General features: G+C 38.7%; 18 protein-coding genes. 3 read left to right on the top strand and 15 right to left on the bottom strand.

Translation table 11 applies throughout. From position 1 onward, the window contains the following. The 9 genes from iolC to iolE form a co-directional block, all read right to left on the bottom strand. Window positions 1–1,008 (bottom strand): 5-dehydro-2-deoxygluconokinase, encoded by a 1,008-nt coding sequence (iolC, locus tag ACOZIR_RS07180; RefSeq protein WP_280560035.1) that lies wholly within the window; start codon window positions 1,006–1,008, stop codon window positions 1–3. Window positions 1,009–1,023: 15 nt separating this feature from the next. Next, window positions 1,024–1,842, bottom strand: coding sequence for a 5-deoxy-glucuronate isomerase (gene iolB / locus ACOZIR_RS07175; protein WP_421535540.1), 819 nt, complete (start codon window positions 1,840–1,842; stop codon window positions 1,024–1,026). Window positions 1,843–1,937: 95 nt separating this feature from the next. Then, window positions 1,938–3,860 carry a 3D-(3,5/4)-trihydroxycyclohexane-1,2-dione acylhydrolase (decyclizing) gene (gene iolD / locus ACOZIR_RS07170; protein ID WP_045290903.1) on the bottom strand — a complete coding sequence of 641 codons (1,923 nt, stop codon included), beginning with the start codon at window positions 3,858–3,860 and terminating at the stop codon, window positions 1,938–1,940. Between the two features lie 599 nt (window positions 3,861–4,459). Next, on the bottom strand, window positions 4,460–5,215 hold the full coding sequence (locus ACOZIR_RS07165; protein ID WP_013084173.1) for a DeoR/GlpR family DNA-binding transcription regulator: 756 nt from the start codon (window positions 5,213–5,215) through the stop codon (window positions 4,460–4,462). 120 nt (window positions 5,216–5,335) lie between these two features. Then, window positions 5,336–5,470, bottom strand: a complete 135-nt coding sequence (locus ACOZIR_RS07160; RefSeq protein WP_272946318.1) for a hypothetical protein — start codon at window positions 5,468–5,470, stop codon at window positions 5,336–5,338. Between the two features lie 135 nt (window positions 5,471–5,605). After that, window positions 5,606–6,445, bottom strand: a complete 840-nt coding sequence (gene fba, locus ACOZIR_RS07155; RefSeq protein WP_045291063.1) for a class II fructose-1,6-bisphosphate aldolase — start codon at window positions 6,443–6,445, stop codon at window positions 5,606–5,608. 46 nt (window positions 6,446–6,491) lie between these two features. Further along, window positions 6,492–7,349: a 2-keto-myo-inositol isomerase gene (gene iolI, locus ACOZIR_RS07150; protein ID WP_045290905.1), complete on the bottom strand. Its 858-nt coding sequence runs from the start codon at window positions 7,347–7,349 to the stop codon at window positions 6,492–6,494. Between the two features lie 22 nt (window positions 7,350–7,371). After that, complete coding sequence (locus tag ACOZIR_RS07145) at window positions 7,372–8,790, bottom strand: sugar porter family MFS transporter (protein WP_045290907.1); 1,419 nt, start codon at window positions 8,788–8,790, stop codon at window positions 7,372–7,374. 20 nt (window positions 8,791–8,810) lie between these two features. Next, window positions 8,811–9,704, bottom strand: coding sequence for a myo-inosose-2 dehydratase (gene iolE / locus ACOZIR_RS07140; protein WP_045290909.1), 894 nt, complete (start codon window positions 9,702–9,704; stop codon window positions 8,811–8,813). A 937-nt stretch (window positions 9,705–10,641) separates the two neighbouring features. On the opposite strand from iolE, the gene ACOZIR_RS07135 reads away from it, so the two are divergent. Together ACOZIR_RS07135 and ACOZIR_RS07130 are read left to right on the top strand one after the other, a co-directional pair. Next, complete coding sequence (locus ACOZIR_RS07135) at window positions 10,642–10,902, top strand: HPr family phosphocarrier protein (protein ID WP_045290911.1); 261 nt, start codon at window positions 10,642–10,644, stop codon at window positions 10,900–10,902. 197 nt (window positions 10,903–11,099) lie between these two features. Then, the gene (locus tag ACOZIR_RS07130) at window positions 11,100–12,161 is read left to right on the top strand and encodes an NAD(P)-dependent alcohol dehydrogenase (RefSeq protein WP_045290913.1); all 1,062 of its coding nucleotides are present in this window, start codon (window positions 11,100–11,102) and stop codon (window positions 12,159–12,161) included. Between the two features lie 81 nt (window positions 12,162–12,242). Here the strand turns inward: ACOZIR_RS07130 and ACOZIR_RS07125 are convergent, their stop codons facing one another. The 3 genes from ACOZIR_RS07125 to ACOZIR_RS07115 all read right to left on the bottom strand — a co-directional run bounded on the left by ACOZIR_RS07125 (window position 12,243) and on the right by ACOZIR_RS07115 (window position 13,488). Further along, on the bottom strand, window positions 12,243–12,632 hold the full coding sequence (locus tag ACOZIR_RS07125) for a MerR family transcriptional regulator (RefSeq protein ID WP_045290915.1): 390 nt from the start codon (window positions 12,630–12,632) through the stop codon (window positions 12,243–12,245). Between the two features lie 248 nt (window positions 12,633–12,880). Further along, window positions 12,881–13,057, bottom strand: a complete 177-nt coding sequence (locus ACOZIR_RS07120) for an aspartyl-phosphate phosphatase Spo0E family protein (protein WP_223260221.1) — start codon at window positions 13,055–13,057, stop codon at window positions 12,881–12,883. A gap of 242 nt (window positions 13,058–13,299) precedes the next feature. Continuing rightward, window positions 13,300–13,488, bottom strand: coding sequence for a hypothetical protein (locus ACOZIR_RS07115; protein WP_028414680.1), 189 nt, complete (start codon window positions 13,486–13,488; stop codon window positions 13,300–13,302). Between the two features lie 275 nt (window positions 13,489–13,763). On the opposite strand from ACOZIR_RS07115, the gene ACOZIR_RS07110 reads away from it, so the two are divergent. Then, window positions 13,764–14,291 carry a cupin domain-containing protein gene (locus ACOZIR_RS07110; RefSeq protein ID WP_045290918.1) on the top strand — a complete coding sequence of 176 codons (528 nt, stop codon included), beginning with the start codon at window positions 13,764–13,766 and terminating at the stop codon, window positions 14,289–14,291. A 466-nt stretch (window positions 14,292–14,757) separates the two neighbouring features. Here the strand turns inward: ACOZIR_RS07110 and ACOZIR_RS07105 are convergent, their stop codons facing one another. The 3 genes from ACOZIR_RS07105 to ACOZIR_RS07095 all read right to left on the bottom strand — a co-directional run bounded on the left by ACOZIR_RS07105 (window position 14,758) and on the right by ACOZIR_RS07095 (window position 16,979). After that, entirely contained in the window at window positions 14,758–14,913 is a 156-nt protein-coding gene (locus ACOZIR_RS07105; protein ID WP_169746650.1) for a hypothetical protein, read from the bottom strand. Between the two features lie 185 nt (window positions 14,914–15,098). Next, window positions 15,099–15,806 carry a hypothetical protein gene (locus ACOZIR_RS07100; RefSeq protein WP_421535539.1) on the bottom strand — a complete coding sequence of 236 codons (708 nt, stop codon included), beginning with the start codon at window positions 15,804–15,806 and terminating at the stop codon, window positions 15,099–15,101. A gap of 15 nt (window positions 15,807–15,821) precedes the next feature. Continuing rightward, window positions 15,822–16,979, bottom strand: coding sequence for a ParM/StbA family protein (locus ACOZIR_RS07095; RefSeq protein ID WP_045290924.1), 1,158 nt, complete (start codon window positions 16,977–16,979; stop codon window positions 15,822–15,824). Window positions 16,980–17,190 lie beyond the last annotated feature (211 nt).

Raw genomic sequence — 17,190 nt, 5'->3', positions numbered from 1 at the left:
TTACGCTTGCTGCAGAACTTCTTCAGCTGTATCCATAAACTGCTTAATTTCTTCTACAGTTGGCATCGCATCTGAAGAACTGTGTTTTGAAATAACGATGGAAGCAGAAGCACCGCCAAATCTCATCGCTTCAGGAATTGTAAACCCTTGCATTAACCCGTAGATAAAGGCAGATGCGTAGGAGTCGCCAGCTCCAAATGTTTTCAGCACTTTTGTTTTAAAGATGCCGCCTCGATGAGACTGGCCGTCTTTTGTATAAGCAATCGAGCCTTCTCCTCCGTGCTTGATTACAACAATCTTAGCATGATGGGAAAACCATCGTTCAGCTGTAACTTGATCATTTGATTCTTCATAATTTAAAAGCTTTTCCATCATATCGAATTCTTCTCGCGTACCGATAATCACGTCTGATTTTTCTGCCGCTAAATTATAGTAGACGGCAGTCTCAGCTTCTGATTCCCACGTATACGGGCGATAGTCAACGTCAAAGAATACAACTACGCTATGTTTTCTCGCATATTCAAGAGCAAGAAACACGGCTTCTCTTGAAGGACTTTTAGCAAGAGCTGTTCCAGAGATAAGCAGCGCTTTTGATTGCTTAATATACTCTTCAGAAACTTCTGTTGGATGGAGCTTTAAGTCTGCCACATTATCACGGTACATCAGGATGCTGCACTCTTCAGGACTTTTAATTTCAGTAAAGGCCAGTCCCGTTACGGCTCCTGTTTGATCAACTACAATGCCTTCTGTGTTAATGTTATTTTGGTTTAAATATCTGGTGCTGAAGCGGCCCATTTGATCGTTTGACACTTTTCCAATAAAGCCTGTCTTCATTCCAAGCCTAGAAAGACCAATAGCGATGTTAGCAGGAGATCCTCCTACGTATTTTGTAAACGTCATCGTTTCTTCCATCGGGCGATTAAATTCATTTGCATTTAAGTCGATGCAAAGCCTTCCTACTGCAAGAAGGTCAAATCGCTTTTGTGAATCAAATGTTAAATAACTCATGCTCACGTCGTCTCCTTACTTTAATGCTAATTTTTCTTCCATAATCCATTCATGATCTTTGCTATTATTAAATTTCCATGTTCGAACAGGACCAGCCATGACGTTTAAATAATAAACTTCATAACCTGGAGGCGCAGATACCGGGTGATAGCCTTTAGGAACTAAGACTGCATCTCCATCTTTAATGACCATTGTTTCATCTAGAGATTGATCGTCCGTATATACTCGTTGAATTGCAAATCCATGTCCTGGGTTGACTTTATGGTAATACGTTTCTTCTAAATACGATTCATGCGGCAAGTTGTCTTGATCGTGCTTATGAGGAGGATAGCTTGACCAGTTTCCTTCCGGCGTAAACACTTCCACTACCAGCAGACTATCAGCCGGCTTTTGTTCTGGAAGAATGTTATGGACTTGTCTTGCAATATTTCCTGCTCCGCGATGCTCTACGCCCACATCCTGCGGCGCAATTAAACGAGCAGGGTATGTACCTTTTCCTGGCGCTGCGCATACCGCAATTTCCAAGTCGGTTACAGCTTCTACTTCATAGTGATCATCATTCGATACATATACGGAGTACGGAGGGATTTTTTCAAAGATATTCATTCGCTGTCCGATGTTTTCCCATTTTTCTTCTTTCGTAGAAATGTTGCACTTACCGGTTAAGATCACAATACAGATCTCTTGATTTTCCGTGTTCTTTTTAAGCTTTTGACCTTTTTTTAATGAGTAAACGTCAAAGCCAATGTACTCCCATCCCGCAGATTGTGAGGTGATGCTTAGTACGTTACCATCGCTGTCAGCTGTTTTTGTCGGTACGATTAAATCAGCCATTACTGTCCACACCTTTCTATTTCTTATTTTTTACCACGTTTATGCTAAGGACATTCTTTAATCAAGCAAACTGTATATTCTAGCTTTTTAAAAGATTAATATTTTCTTGCTTTTTGCAACTGGCTTTCTTTGCCTTCAAACGCCGTTTGAACATCTGAGCTTTCAGATACGGATGCTACTCCTACATGCCACCAAGAATCGTAGCCGTCCGTCATTGTTTTTGGAAGAACTTTAATGTCAATCAATGTACTAACACTTTGTTTTTTTGAATCTTCAACGGCATATTCAAGCTCTTCCATTGTATACACTTCGTATGTTTTGGCGCCGTACGCAGCTGCAGATTGAGCAAAGTTGATGCGCATAATATCTCCATCAAGCTGCCCCGTCCTCGGGTTACGAACGCGGAACTCTGTGCCAAAGCTTTCAATTCCATTATCCATCTGCAAGTTGTTGATGCAGCCAAAGCCGGAATTATCAAAAAGAACAATATTTATTTTAACTCCTTCTTGAATGCTCGTTACCAGCTCACTATGAAGCATTAAGTAGCTTCCGTCTCCTACCATCGCATACACTTCTTTATCGGGCTCAGCCATCTTAGCCCCCAAGGCAGACGCAATTTCATAGCCCATACATGAATATCCGTATTCAAGGTGATACGTATTACGTTCATTTGAGATCCACATGCGCTGAAGGTCACCCGGAAGGCTTCCTGCTGCACATGTAATAATAGAATCAGGTGCAATTAGTTCGTTTACTTTACCTAGCACAGTCGTTTGGACAAGTTCGGTGCTTAGGCTATCTTTATACTCCGACAGGCTTTGATCAAAATGCCCTTTAATTTCCGGAATAAATTCTTCGCCTGTGTATGCAATATTTTTTAAACGAGTCAGCTCTTGATTCCACTCTGATTTGGCTTCTTCAATTTCAGTTTCATAGCCTGATTTATAGCCTTCTAATGCAGCCGAAAGAGCTTCAAGACCCACTTTGGCATCCGCGACAATTTTAGTAGCCTCCAATTTTGATGCGTGAAATTCAGAAATATTAATAGTTAATACATCCGTCTCAGCGTAAAACAGCTTTGAAGAAGTTGTAAAATCTGTAAAACGTGTACCAACGCCAATAATTAAATCCGCTGATTGCGCTATTTTGTTAGCAGCGCTGTTACCCGTTACGCCAACTCCTCCTAGATTTAAAGGATGATTGCTTTCAAGCCCGCTTTTTCCAGCTTGTGTTTCACTAAATGGAATATGAAACTTTTCAGCAAATGCAGCAAATGCATCCGCAGCCTCTGAATAACGAACGCCGCCGCCAAAAATAAGAAGAGGCTTTTTCTTTGATTTAATCAGCTTCACTGCATTTCTGATACTTTCTTGCGAAGGCTCGCGGCGTTCAATAAGATGGGTACGCTCGCGGAAGAAGCTTTCTGGAAAATCCCACGCTTCTCCTTGTACATCCTGCGGCAGCGCGATTGTAACGGCTCCTGTATCTGCCGGATCTGTTAATACACGCATCGCATTGATCATAGCCGACATCAGCTGTTCTGGACGACTAACTCGATCCCAGTACTTGCTGACGGACCGGAAAGCATCATTTGTAGAAAGAGATAAATCGTGCGTTTGTTCAATTTGTTGAAGTACCGGGTCCGGCTGGCGTGTTGCAAACACATCGCTTGGCAAAAGCAGCACCGGAATATTGTTTGCAGTAGCTGTCGCAGCCGATGTAACCATATTCGCTGAACCTGGGCCAACGGAAGAAGAGCAGGCCATGATTTGCTTTCGATGTTTTTGTTTTGCAAAAGCTACTGCAGCATGAGCCATCCCCTGCTCGTTTCTGCCTTGATACACTTCAAGCTCGCCTGGGTTTTCCTGCAGCGCTTGCCCGATCCCCACCACATTTCCATGTCCAAAAATGGTGAATACTCCTTTGATGAAACGCTCTTTTTTCCCATCAAACTCTACATATTGCTGATTTAGAAATTTTACTAAAGCTTGACTAGTTGTTAACCTTATCGTTTTCATATACCTTCCTACCTTATCTTCTGAAATTAATCACCATCAGATTGATTTTTCTACCCTTTTTTCACATTTTTAAATGAAATCGATTTCATTTGGTGTGATAAATGAGGTTCTATCCTTTTACTTCCTAGCTCTTTCCTTTGTTTCAGCTGCTATTTAGCGATGAGACAAATACTTTCAGCCCCTGCACTTTTTAACGCTTAAAGATGGAGAAAAGCTCGAAAATTCATCATAAATTCCACTTTCAAATGAAATCGATTTCATTTGGTGTTAAAAAAATATTTTTCAAACTCCATCCTTAACTTTCCCATCATTTTTCCATACTCTGTCTTACCTGTAAAACCAATTTTATTATACATGTAGCTTCGTTTAATGAAATCGATTTCATCTGATTTTAAAAGCGCTTTCTTATCTATGAACCTAGTTTATAATATTCAGTTTACTTTGTAAACACTTTTTTAAAAATTTTGTTAGTTTATCTTTTTGTTTACTGTAATCGCTTTCTATAGGAGCGATTACAGTAAACAAAAAAGAAAAGGCATACTTCTTTAGTATGCCTACGGGCTCTAAGTCTAAGCATATGTATAATCACTCAAAAACATTTATTCTTCCGCAAGGACAAATGTAATCTCATTTTCTTTTGCATAGTGCTGATAGCTGACGTCCACTTTATCTGTAATTAAATAATCCACTTCATGCAACTGACAATACGTAATCATTGCATACTTATCAAATTTTGTATGATCTGCTAATAAAAACACTTTTGTACTTCTTTTTATGACCGTTTCTTTGATTTCACTTTCAACGGGCGATGAATTCGTAACGCCATTTGATATGGAAATACCCGTAGAAGCCATAAATACTTTATCAAAGTTGTAATTCTTTACAGGATTGGCATGGTTAAAGCTTGAAAATGATTGAGTTTCACGCTCAAGATAGCCGCCTGTAGAAATTACTTTTAACGCATCAAAAGGCAAGGCTTTTACTATAACATCCAAACTATTTGTAACAATCGTTATCGATTTGTCTTTTAGAAATTCAATCATTTCTAACGTGGTGGTTCCTGAATCAATAAAGATCACGTCTCCGTCTTCTACGTACTGAGCTGCCGTTTTGGCAATCAAACGCTTTTGAAACTGATTTCTTGTTTGTCTTTCATTAAATGATTCAAGCTTCACATGATTAACGGCTACTCCGCCATATACTTTTTTAATATGCCCTTCATCCACTAACTTTTGAACGTCGCGTCGAATCGTGTTTTTGGAGACTTCAAACACCGAAACCAAATCATCTAATGAAACAGATTCATGTTCAAAAACATACTCTTGAATTTGTTGAATTCGCTTCGTTTTTAACATTTCTACCTCCCCCGTTTATCTTTCTTTTCGCTTTTTTGTTACTTACTATTATAACCTTTACAAAAGGCGTTTTCTAGAAGAGTAGCTGTTAAAACAAAGAGAGATTGAGACATAACTCCATCATTTCCAGTTAAAGACAAATAAGTTAGATACATAAGCTAGTAGGGATCGCTTGTTACACCGCTGATGATTTCCGTGCAAGGCTTCGCTTTCCGCGTGCGGCCGCTGAGCCTCTTCGCCTTGCCCTCCAATCATCAGCTAGAAGCAACTCAATCGATTAAAACCCTATCAAAGAAAAAATCCGAACGAGCTGGATTTTCTATCAAGAATCTCCATTCATCGTTCGGATCTTGCTTCAACTGTAATGCTTTTATTCCAGCCTCTTTTTTATTAAGCTTTATGACTTGTATGAAACTCTCTCATTTTCTCTTTTACAGTCGCCATTACCGCTTTTTTTCCCGGTGTAAGAATGGTTCGGGGATCATACACGTCACTGTCCCTTTCCAACGTGTGACGAACCGCACGCGTCCAGGCCTGAAGGCACTCGGTGTTCACATTAATTTTCGCGTGTCCAAAAGCTATTGCTTTTTGAATTTGATAGTTTGGTATACCGGAACCGCCGTGTAAAACCAGCGGTACATCTGTTAAGTCAGCTATTTCCTTCATTTCATCAAAGCCCAGCTGCGGTTCACCTTGGTACTGTCCGTGAACTGATCCTAAAGCGGCCGCCAAAGCATCGACTCCCGTTTCTTTTACAAGACGCAGACATTCACCAGGATCAGCGTACACGATGTTGCCAACAAGTCCGTCTTCCATCCCTCCGACTGTTCCGACTTCAGCTTCAACTGAGACATATTGAGCACCAGCATAGTCTACTACTTGCTTAGTCATGACAATATTTTCATCAATCGGGTAATGAGAACCGTCAAACATGACCGAGCTAAATCCAGCGTCGATAGCTTTTTTACACCTTTCTACACTCATACCGTGATCTAAGTGAAGCGCGACAGGAACAGTAATATTCATTTCCTCTAACAAACCTTCGATCATGCCTACAATGGTTTTAAATCCGCCTAAATAGTCCACAAGCCTGTCTGAAACAGCTGCAATGACAGGCGCTTTTTCCTCTTCGGCAGCTTGTAAAATAGCCTGTGCCCACTGCAGGCTGTTAATATTATACTGACCAACCGCATAGTTTCCTTTTTTAGCGGCATGAAGCATATCTTTCATTGATACTAGTTTTGAAGATACTAACGTCACTGACTGACACTCCTTATTATGAATATGATTTTGTTGTTTGAAAACTGTAGTATTCCGAGATAGCCTTAACGGTTGTCGCTTTAGCTGTCTTAATTGCTTCTTCCGCGTTTAATTGATAATATTCAGGTCGGAATAGCTCTACAGATACCGCGTCATTATAGCCTTTTTCTTTTAGTGTTGAGAAAATAGCATCTAAATCGATTGCTCCTAGACCTGGCCATACTCGGTCTTCGTCTGTTAAGAAGCCAATAGGAAAATCCTCCGTGTCATCAATATGAACGATAAATATTTTAGAAATATCCGCTTGTTTTAAGTCTTCTAGTTTTGATCCCATGGCATGGAAGTGGAAGCAGTCAAGTACTAATCCTACGTTATCGCGGTTTACAGTTTGCACAATGTCATACGCTTGACCAAACGTATTAACCGTACACTGAGGATGACCTACAAACTCAACGGCGATTTTAACTCCGTAAGGTTCAGCCAATTCCGATAATTCATTCAGCACTTGTACGCAGCTATTTTTAATCTCTGCTTTTACGATTTTTTGTTCTGTTACTAAAGGAACGGCTACGATATAGGGAACGCCTATCTTTTGAGCGGTTTCTAGCATACTCTTAAACTCTTCTATCACTTCCTGGTACTCTTTTTCACTGCGGTTATTAAAGAAAACTAAAGCGTTCAGCGCTAGTGGTTTAATATGATTTGTATTAAAAAACTGCGCTAAATCATCCATTGAGTGACTTTCTAAATACTCAGGGAGTTTATCCATTGTGCGAATTTCGATATAATCATATCCGTGCTTGTTGCAATATTCAAGGTCCTTTACAAGATTTGAATTTTCTAATGTTGTTGCTTCGTTAAAACATAGTTTCATAATGATTCTCTCCATTCTTTACTTAAATAATTTTATTGTCATTCATGACGTCAGCGTCTTCATTATCATAGCTACGGAACCTTTGTTCCAGTTCTTCAAGTGTAAGCCCTTTTGTTTCCGGCAAAAACTTTTTAACAAATAAAATCGCTCCGATGCCGAGTACAACAAAGACAAAAAACGTAGTGGATAAGCCAATGCTGGCCAATAAAACAGGAAACGTTAAACCTACAAGGAAGTTAATTCCCCACAGACAAAATACGGTAACCCCCATCCCTAAGCCTCTTAATCGTAAAGGGAAAATTTCTGAAAGCATTAGCCACGTTACCGGAGATATAGCTCCTTGCTGAAACGCGAGAAACGTAATCGTTAGTGCTAATACGATATATGGAAGTGCCGCGGACCCTTCAAATACAAGAGAAAATATACCAATCAGCAGCAGGGCAGTAGTCGTTCCTACTAATCCTGTTATAAGCATTGGTCTGCGTCCAACTTTACCTAGCAGCCAAATTCCTACAAACGTGGCTAAAACGGAGATGACTCCATTTCCGATATTTCCAATAAGAGCAGCTTCTGTTTGAAAACCTGCGTCTTTTAAAATTTCAGTGCCGTAATACATAATGGAGTTTACGCCGGTAATCTGCTGTACAACAGCAATTCCAATACCAAGGAAAACGACTCTTCGAACCCACGGAGTTGTTAGATCTTTAAATGTTGCTTTTTCCATTTTTGCTTCTTGTTCGTAAGCGCTCTCAATCTCTTGCAACTCTGATTTGGCTCTTTTACTTTCCCGTATCTTTTGAAGAACCGTTAGCGCTTCGTTATTTTTCCCTTTTGACACAAGCCAGCGCGGACTTTCTGGTACTCTAAGCATGCCAAAGAATAAAAAGACAGCTGGAATGGCAGCGATTGGCAGCATATATCGCCAAACGTGAGGGTTTTCTCCTAGCATATTTCCTATAATCGCGTTAAACGTAAAGGCAAGAAGTTGACCAGTAACAATCATAAGTTCATTTTGAGTTACCATTTTCCCCCGGCTTTCAGCTGGTGACATTTCTGCTAAATATGTCGGTACGGTAACAGATGCTCCCCCTACAGCAAGTCCTAATAGAAAACGGCAAAGAATCATAACGGCTGCGTTTGGCGAAATTGTACATCCAATTGTGGAAACAAAAAATAGAATGGCAAGATACAGAATCGTTTTACGACGCCCGTTATAATCTGCTAGCCTGCCGCCTACTACCGCACCAAACGCAGCACCAAATAACAGAGCGCTCGTTACAAGACCTTGAGTAAAAGAGTTGAGATTCAATTGATCAGATTCAGACATATAAGGCAGGGCCCCGTTAATAACTCCTGTATCATATCCAAAAAGCAGTCCACCAAACGTAGAAACTAAAATGATCGTACGTAAAAATGAATGTTGATTTCCCTGTTTACCCATGCTAATTCCCCCGTCTTATTTTAAGAATGAATAACTAACTTTTCGTTAATGTACTTTCGGGCCATTAAAGCATATTCCAATGGATGTGCAATAGAAGGATCCTGTTCCGCCTCCACTACAATCCATCCTTTGTAATTGTAATCAACTAACGCTTTATACACGTTTGTAAAATCTACACACCCATCACCCGGCACGGTAAACATACCGGCTAGAAACGACTGTAAAAATGACTTTCCTTCTTTTTTGCACTGCTCCAGCACTTTTCTTCTTGCATCTTTAAAGTGAACGTGTTTTATACGATCTATATGTTTATGTAATAGCTCCATATAGTCTCCGTCAGAAACATAAATATGTCCCGTATCATATAAAAGATGAACATGATTTGCGTCCGTTCCTTCCATTAACCGATCAATTTCAGCTAATGTTTGTACACCTGTTCCCATATGGTGATGATAGACAAGACGTAAACCGTATTCTGCTGCGATTTTTCCCAACTCATTTAATCCTGCACATAAAGCTTCCCATTCTTGATCACTGAAATAAGGTTTTTCAGCGAAAACATTTCTTTCAATCCCTTGAACACTGTAAGTTTGCTCAGATACGACCGCCACATCAGCATGAACTTCCTGCAGATACTGACAATGTTTGTGAAATAAATTTGACGTCTCCTCTATCCCATCACGAATGATAAAACTGCTAAACCATTGACCTGCAATTCTTAAATTTCGCAGCTCAAGCTCTTTGTTTAATATGCTCGGTTCAGGAAAAAAACCTCCCACTTCCGTTCCTTGAAAGCCCGCTACGACGATATCGCTTAACAGATGCTGCAATGTGTTTTCTGCACCAATTTCAGGAATATCATCATTTCTCCACCCGATTGGAGCAATTCCCCACAGAATATTTTCGTTTCCCATTTTGATTCCTCTTTTCCCCTTATTGTGTAATGCTGCCTCACTAGCAACAGATAGTGATAAAACTTACCAATCTTATAACTTTACAAATGAAATCGATTTCATTTGTAAATAAAAAAACTCCTTTGTTATGTGTTGGTTAAATATTGGTTAAGTTTGAATTAATATTAATATTAAAAACGCTTTCAGTCAATAATAAAATTTCAGAATTTTTTATACACTGCAACTGCCTAAAAGCTTGTTCCTTCTAAAAATGCTAGTTATAAAAGATATCATATCCATTTATGTAACCACACAAAAAGCTTTATCTACTGTTACTTCAACAATAGACAAAGCTTTTATGAACAAAGATATATTTCTTATTTTAATAGTATGATTATTTAGTATGAATTTATGGAATAGATTTATAAAAAATAACCTGCATCTTTTTAGAATCAGTTTCCTTTTACTTTTATAATTGCTTCTCCGTAGCTTGTCATTGACGTTTTAAATTCAGTTATGAACTTCTCTACTTTTGAAATAGATTTTTTCATTTTATCGTCCCCTTTGGCTCTTATATAGCTCTATTATCAACAATTGTCTGCTGTTTGACAAAGTCAGTGGAAACGGAAACATTCCGCATGAAAACGTACACATATCTGTTAAAAGAGGCACATCTTCTCATTTGCTTAGTATTTCATCATTTTTCTTTCTTTTTTAGGGTCTCTTCTTACGTGTTTTGCTCATCTAACAAAAAGATTTACGAGAACTCTCCTTTAAAATCGGCCTTACACTTCGTTCACATTCCCTCGTACTAACAACAGAATCACTATGTGCATTAACAGTAGGCTTATCCTTTCTTCCCTTTCCACTTTTTATCCAAATTACCTCTTGCCTTAAAGTTAACTTTAACGTTTAAGCTAGTTTTATAGTTTTTAAACTACAAAAAAGGGGAAACACTATGCTAATTAAAAGAATGACGGTGCAGCTTTCCGGTGAACTTCTAGCGAGACATACAGCTTTGTTTGTACGCCAAGCGTGTTCGTTTCAAAGTGATATTTTTCTTGCGAAAGACGGAAAATGTGTAAGTGGAAAAAGCATCATGAAGGTAATGGCTTTGGCTGTTAAGAAAGGAGATGAAATAACACTGCTGACAAATGGAGTTGATGAACAAGCTGCCGCTTGCACCCTTGAAGAATTTCTTTTAACTAAACAAAGATAGAAAGCTGCCATGCTATTCCTTCCTTTCCTTTTTTCATAAAGTCATAGAAAGAAACTTTTTTCAAAAAGGCCTTGCTTTAAAGTCGACTTTAACGTTTAAGCTAGTATTGTAGTTTTTAAATACATCAAGCGTAGTCAGTGAATGCAAGTGTATTAGCAACTGGTTATGTTTAATATGAAAGGATTGTGTTTTTACTTATGTGTAATTATCATCAACATACAACAACATCACGTGTTTTAAGTGCGCCGCACGCAAAGGCAAAATTCGAGAACACGACAATTGAACGCAGAGAACTGCGAGCAGACGACGTTTTAATTGATATTAAATTTAGCGGTATTTGCCACTCTGATATTCATAGTGCATTTGATGAGTGGGGCGGCGGGATGTTCCCGATGGTTCCTGGTCACGAAATCGCAGGAGTAGTTGAAGCGGTTGGCGAAAACGTAACAAAATACAAGGTTGGCGATCGCGTAGGCGTTGGATGTTTCGTTGATTCTTGCGGAGAGTGCGAGTACTGTATGAACGGGGACGAGCAATACTGTACAAAAGGCGTCGTTCAAACGTATAATTCATTAGATTACGATGGAAACCGTACATACGGCGGCTACAGCCAAAAAATCGTCGTAAAAGAAGGATTCGTTGTTCGTATTCCTGATAATTTAAGTATGGATGCAGCAAGTCCTCTTCTATGTGCCGGGATTACAACATTTTCTCCGTTAAAGCACTGGAATGCTGGTCCTGGCAAAAAAGTGGCGATCGTGGGAATGGGCGGTCTTGGACATGTAGCGATTCAATTTGCACACGCAATGGGTGCTGAAGTGACGGTATTGAGCCGTTCTAACAATAAAAAAGAAGAAGCGCTAAGCTTTGGCGCAGATCATTATTTTGCAACAAGTGATGAAGCGACGTTTACTGAATTAGCGGGTCGCTTTGATCTTATCTTAAACACGGTATCGGCTAATCTGAACGTGGATCAATACTTATCATTACTTCGCGTAGATGGAACGCTTGTTAACGTTGGCGCACCGGCTAACCCAGATCAGTACAGCGTATTCTCACTTATCACGGGACGTCGCAGCATTGCTGGTTCACTTGTAGGCGGCATTCGTGAAACACAAGAAATGCTTGATTTTGCGGCTGAACACGGCGTTGCTCCTATGATTGAAGTTATCGATGCAAATCAAGTAGACGAAGCGTACGAGCGCGTTCTTCGCAGCGATGTTCGCTATCGATTTGTTATTGACATTTCTACACTGTAAGTTGTAAAAAAAAGCGGGCAGCTAATTCTATTAGCTGCCCGCTTTTTATTTCTTTATAAAATACGAAAAACAACCGGTAAATTAGGCTTTAGATGAAAGCTCTTCTTGATACTTTTGTTCTAATTTATCATAGTAGTCAATTTTCGTTTCCACTTTTCTAAAAGCTGCGTCCAGCTCTCTTTGCTTTTCCATCATTTTCTCTCTATGCTTTTCAAATATCTCCTTGCGCAATCCAATTGTATCATCGCCTTCTTGTGTTAATTCAACAATTTTACGTAATTCCAAAAGAGCGATATCCGTTTTTCGTAAGCAAATAATAAATTCCAGCCACTCGATATCGGACTCGCTAAAAATACGATTTCCGTTTTCATCTCTTTTTATAAAAGGTAAAAGCCCTTGCTGTTCGTAGTATCGAAGCGTATGCGTAGGCAGCCCTACCTTTGCAGCGGCCTCTTTAATATGATATTCCATTCCACTATACCCTCCATCGCCATTCTTAGTGCGGCGTTTGCTTTATGTATCTAAGCTTCCCTTTTCACAGGTGCTTTCAACTCATCTTCTAGGTTTCTACTATACGATATATATAATAGATTCCGCTATTTTCTTTGCTATGAGGTAACTGTATAAATAGTATCATAAACATTAAAGTAAACGTTAAGGCAACTTATAAAGAGCTGCCGTGAAGTCAGCAGCTCTTTTCATTTTTATATAAAATACGATTAATCTGCGGCCATCACTTTACTTAGTTCATTTAATAAATAATCAAGGGTTTGACTGATTCGAACTGTATTACGACTTGTAAGACCTTCTGTAAGTCCTAACATAACCATATGCTCTCTTGCTGTTTCGATTTCTGTCATTAAGACTTGCATGACAACTCCTTTATACCACTTCACAGCTCATCACCCCTTTTTACTATACATATATCTCATATGCGGTAATCTTAAACCTATCATACAGGTTTTGGGGGGTGAATAGCGAGTTTTAGAGCTTCAACAGTTTTATTTTTCATATAGTAAATATATTAATATACTTATTGAAATAGAAAGTATCACTCCACTTTCTACTAGAAGTTAAGAAAAGGCCTCCTAAATGGAGGTCTTTTCTTATTTCTTATAAAGCAGTCTAATACAAAGCCTTAGCCTTTAAAATATTCTCTGTAATACGAACCTTTCTCACACTCTATCTCATAGCGCAGCCTCGTTTGCTTTCTGTAAAGCTCTTCGGACAGCTCGTTAAATTCACCTTCTGTGATAGATCCATGAATTAAATTGTTGAATAAATTATTAAGATGTTCAGTTAATTCTTGAAGTTTTTTTTCTTTCAATGAACGTCACCCTTTAAAATAATTTTCATCTCCTAAAATTATATCAAATAAAACGTTTTCATACGATATTTTTTTAATGAATTATCGTATTAAAGTGATGAAAGTATTTTTTAACTGCTGTAAAACAATCAAAGAGCTGGGATAAATCGGTAATCACATGATTTTCAGCAAAAAATAAGTGGATAAAGACCGCGGACAAAAAGGCAAATGGTATCAACCGTTTTGACAAAAGCATAGGATGAAAAGAAAAATGAAACGAGAAAAGGAGAATGAGTATGCACTATACACCTTATTATCATCAGTGGCAGACCCCAGTGTGCTACAGCTGGCAGCCATATAGTTATTATGTGCCGAACCACTATCACACCAACGAACATTTTCAGCAAAGAAACGGTAAATTAAAGGACTATGGACAAAGACCATTTGTGATTAACATTAATGAAGCGTCAAAGCAAAACAATACGTACCGCACTGCTTTATGGACTGGAACACATTTACAAGTGACGTTAATGAGTCTCAAGCCCGGTGAAGATATCGGCTTAGAAATCCACCCTAACGTTGATCAATTCCTGCGTATTGAACAAGGGCAAGGCGTTGTTCAAATGGGCAAAAGTAAAAACAACCTAACCTTTAAACGAAAAGTCTACGATGATGATGCGATATTTATCCCTGCCGGAACATGGCACGATGTCACCAATATCGGTACTGCCCCGCTAAAACTTTATTCCATCTACGCTCCTCCAAACCATCCATTCGGTACGGTTCATGTGACAAAAGCTAATGCCTTAGCTGAAGAACATTAACTACCATAAGCCCGCTAGAACATCGGTGTACTACCTTTTCTAGGGGGCTTTTTTTAAACTTGCTATACATAAAGGATTTTATAGCCAAGAAAAGAATTATAGAATAAACTAATCTTTTTAAACAGCTTAAAATAACTGAAAGGCAAACGAGCGATGAAATTTTTTTATAAAATTCCCAAATCAAACGTAAATCCTTCTCTTAAACTAGCAAGAAAAATTCTATATATATCTGTAGAAGCAGTCATTATGACCATGCTTGTGATTAAATCTTTTACTGTGGCCTATGAAAACGACACAAATTTAATTCTCAGGCAGCTAAATGAACTAAAAGCTTCGATTGGCGGATTTGGCATAAACGAATCGTTATTTTGGTTTATAATAAAATGCAGTATTTGTACCATCGCTACATTCGATATGTGCTTATACTTTCGAAAAAAGCTAAAAAGAAACAAAAGAGCTTTATAATTTATACGCTAAAGCTTTTACATTGGACCGCTGTTAATTTCCGTGCAAGGCTTCGCTTTCCGCGGGCGGTCGCTGAGCCTCCTCGTCGCTTGCGCTCCTGCGGGGTCTCACCTGTTCCGCTTTTCCCGCAGGAGTCTTCGCCTTGCCCTCCAATCAACAGCTAGAAGCATTTAAACACATGAAACCTACATTCAGCATACCAATAAAAAACCGAACAAGTTGGATTCACAATCAAGAATCAAACTCGTTCGGATCTTCCTTTAGCAAAAATACTTTTGCCCCAGCCTCATTTTAAATAGAAAAATAATAAAAGTAGAGGCATGTCATGCCTCTACTTTCTGTTTAGAAATCTACATCGATATCTTCTTGAATGGTTCCGGTCACTTTTTCACTTTTAATTAACTGACCTTCTTTAAATGTTTCTTCTTCCTCCTTCCTAACGGCTTTCAGCTGCTTATAGGAAGGAGCTGATGCTGAGCCAAGCTCTTTTTTAAGCAAATGAATTTCGCCTAACAGCTCGGTTCTCAATGAATGAAATAACGATTGAAACTCTTCTTCCCGGCTGCCTTTCTGCCCGTTTTGTTCCACAAGCTTCGCTACATAATCTTGAAGTTCGTTTGCCTGCTTGGACTCATATTCCTCACGATTTGCAGCAAAACGTGAATTCATTTCTTGTTTTAGCAAGTCAATTTCGCCCAACAGCTCTTTTCGAAGTGAATGAACGAGCGTCTCGACTTCATTTTCTTTGCTCTTTTTTTGCAAGTCTTGCTGTATCAGCCCCACTATATAGTCCTGCAGCTCGTTTGCCTGCTGTTTTTCTTTCAGAAATGAAGACACGTCTGACGGAATGTTAGCAGTTTCGATTGTGAAATTTGCACGTTCATCTCTGTTACTTACGTTCTTTTCCCTCGCTCCCATCATATCTGCTGATAGATGACCAGCTGTTAGAAACGCATTTGATAGTAAGTAAAACGGCGCAGCCACCTGGGAGCTTAGCTGACCGTACCAATCGTCTAATGCTTCCTTAAGGCGAGTGTGTTGATGTCTCATATATGCTCCCCCTTTTTAAGCATGAACCGCTGCGTTTGTTTCATGTCTGCTTAAAATTTCAAGACCGTATAAATTTAATTTGCGTGTCTCTGGCAAGAAAAGATGATTTTCTTCTCTGATTTCTTCCCCGTACATGTTATCAATCTGCTCTGCAATAAACTGTTGAAGGATAGGAGCCAGGCCTCCAATATAAATATATTTATAGACTTTATCTTTTGGCGATGGAAATAGATTTTCAACTTTCGTTAATAAAATTTGCGTGTATTCTCTAAGTGAAGCGTGAATAGGCTCCGTGAGATCTACTTTTTTTCCGCTGTTGCCGTCTCTTTGTTCCATTTTTACTTTATGGATATTGGCAATAATAAATTCTTCTAATGAACGAACATCATCAAAATACTCAAGCAGCTTTTCATTTCTTAGCTTTTCAATATGCTTCAAATATGAAATATCCGTAAGACACTTCAATGAATTTCTGCTTTTAGGAGCTTGAAGTCCTGCAGGAAGCAGTGCCAGGTCAACCGTGCCTCCGCCCAAATCTACAATTAGCGTTTCAAAATGTTTGAATGCATTTGCTTCTTCTCTGTCTTGTAATTCAAAATCTTTTTTAATCGCCCAGCGAGCCACTTCGCTTTCAATACGGCATTTGCTCGTTTCAATGTTCACAGTGAGCGTTTTTTCTAACCCGGGAGTCAATACTGTAACCGTATGCTCTCCTTGAAAACGTTCGGCCATCTTCTGCTGCATTTCACTGAATTTATTTGTTTTCTTAAGCAGCCAAATCGGAAGCATAGTCGAGAAATAATTAATCGTCACATGATTATCTTCTTTGTCTTTTCCTTTAAGTATGTTGTAATAAGCAATTGAAGCTAAAAACATCACATAAGGAATATCAGATTCAGTTTTATTATGTAACTTATTAATATGGATATTGCCTAGCACGTGTTTCTCTGCTGCGTCTCCCACTAAATAATACTTTTCTGCTCCTTCAATTGTTGTAGAAATCAGTAAATTTTGAAGAAGTAATTCCGGTTCATTTACACTTGAAGGAAAATGACCCTCTGCCTGATCTTTTGTGATTTCTACTACGTTTGTAGGAATTTCATAGTAATAACCATCCACTAGCGTTTGAAAAATTGAGTTACCAAAATCAACGTTTTGACGTTTGATATCCATCCTTGTTTCTCCCCTTTATCTTTTCTTGACAACACTAATAAGTATATATTTTCCTCATTTGTTTGTCTAAGTATTTAAATAATTTATGTTATTCTAAATTGACAATTAATTAATTTTAGACGGCTAATGTAATTGAAAAGCACTTGAAATGCTTCTTTTTACCAGTACCCATTTTTACAAGGAATGTAACATGTGACGCTGTGACTTCCCC

The organism is Priestia sp. D3YE.R1 (assembly GCF_049199565.1).
Classification (GTDB): Bacteria; Bacillota; Bacilli; order Bacillales; family Bacillaceae_H; genus Priestia; species Priestia aryabhattai.
This window is presented reverse-complemented; position numbering and strand designations above follow the sequence as displayed.

Excerpts from the sequence above, each read along its gene's own strand:
- iolC (WP_280560035.1), bottom strand. The coding sequence starts at position 1,008 with ATGAGTTATTTAACATTTGATTCACAAAAGCGATTTGACCTTCTTGCA.
- iolB (WP_421535540.1), bottom strand. The coding sequence starts at position 1,842 with ATGGCTGATTTAATCGTACCGACAAAAACAGCTGACAGCGATGGTAAC.
- iolD (WP_045290903.1), bottom strand. The coding sequence starts at position 3,860 with ATGAAAACGATAAGGTTAACAACTAGTCAAGCTTTAGTAAAATTTCTA.
- ACOZIR_RS07165 (WP_013084173.1), bottom strand. The coding sequence starts at position 5,215 with ATGTTAAAAACGAAGCGAATTCAACAAATTCAAGAGTATGTTTTTGAA.
- ACOZIR_RS07160 (WP_272946318.1), bottom strand. The coding sequence starts at position 5,470 with ATGATTGGAGGGCAAGGCGAAGAGGCTCAGCGGCCGCACGCGGAAAGC.
- fba (WP_045291063.1), bottom strand. The coding sequence starts at position 6,445 with ATGAAAGATATGCTTCATGCCGCTAAAAAAGGAAACTATGCGGTTGGT.
- iolI (WP_045290905.1), bottom strand. The coding sequence starts at position 7,349 with ATGAAACTATGTTTTAACGAAGCAACAACATTAGAAAATTCAAATCTT.
- ACOZIR_RS07145 (WP_045290907.1), bottom strand. The coding sequence starts at position 8,790 with ATGGGTAAACAGGGAAATCAACATTCATTTTTACGTACGATCATTTTA.
- iolE (WP_045290909.1), bottom strand. The coding sequence starts at position 9,704 with ATGGGAAACGAAAATATTCTGTGGGGAATTGCTCCAATCGGGTGGAGA.
- ACOZIR_RS07135 (WP_045290911.1), top strand. The coding sequence starts at position 10,642 with ATGCTAATTAAAAGAATGACGGTGCAGCTTTCCGGTGAACTTCTAGCG.
- ACOZIR_RS07130 (WP_045290913.1), top strand. The coding sequence starts at position 11,100 with ATGTGTAATTATCATCAACATACAACAACATCACGTGTTTTAAGTGCG.
- ACOZIR_RS07125 (WP_045290915.1), bottom strand. The coding sequence starts at position 12,632 with ATGGAATATCATATTAAAGAGGCCGCTGCAAAGGTAGGGCTGCCTACG.
- ACOZIR_RS07110 (WP_045290918.1), top strand. The coding sequence starts at position 13,764 with ATGCACTATACACCTTATTATCATCAGTGGCAGACCCCAGTGTGCTAC.
- ACOZIR_RS07100 (WP_421535539.1), bottom strand. The coding sequence starts at position 15,806 with ATGAGACATCAACACACTCGCCTTAAGGAAGCATTAGACGATTGGTAC.
- ACOZIR_RS07095 (WP_045290924.1), bottom strand. The coding sequence starts at position 16,979 with ATGGATATCAAACGTCAAAACGTTGATTTTGGTAACTCAATTTTTCAA.